Below are 440 nucleotides of genomic sequence, written 5' to 3'. Positions count from 1 at the left end.
GTCGCCCTCGATCTGGACGATCTTCTCGTCCTTGACGTAGATGTTCTGCCCGCAGCCCACGGCGCAGTAGGGGCAGATCGACTTGACGACGCGGTCGGCGGTCTTGGTGCGGTTGGCGATGGAGCGGGTGTGCTCGCTCGTGACGGCTGGTCCCCGGCCGAGCCAGTCGCGGCTCGCCACCTGTCGCAGGACCGGCCACCCCAGGAACGCCTTGCCGTCGGCCATCTGCCACTCCTTCCGCTCCGTCGCGTCCTCCCCACCCTAGGCCGGGATGCCCGGAACCGACAGTGGGACGCCACGGCGGGCACCCGCCCGCGCTGAGCGGCATACCCCAAAACTCCCCAGGTATGCCGACACACGGGGGCTCCGCCCCGTGGACCCCCGAGAAGACCGGCTCCGTATGCCGCTGGGCCGGTCACGCGTGTGCGTGACCGGCCCAG

Annotated in this window: 1 protein-coding gene; it reads right to left on the bottom strand. The window is 70.7% G+C overall.

All coding sequences use genetic code 11. From position 1 onward, the window contains the following. Window positions 1–225: dehydrogenase (locus tag N864_RS23050; protein ID WP_034723133.1), on the bottom strand; the 225-nt coding region annotated here is incomplete at its 3' end. Between the last annotated feature and the right edge of the window lie 215 nt (window positions 226–440).

The organism is Intrasporangium chromatireducens Q5-1 (assembly GCF_000576575.1).
Lineage (GTDB): Bacteria > Actinomycetota > Actinomycetes > Actinomycetales > Dermatophilaceae > Intrasporangium_A > Intrasporangium_A chromatireducens.
This window is presented reverse-complemented; position numbering and strand designations above follow the sequence as displayed.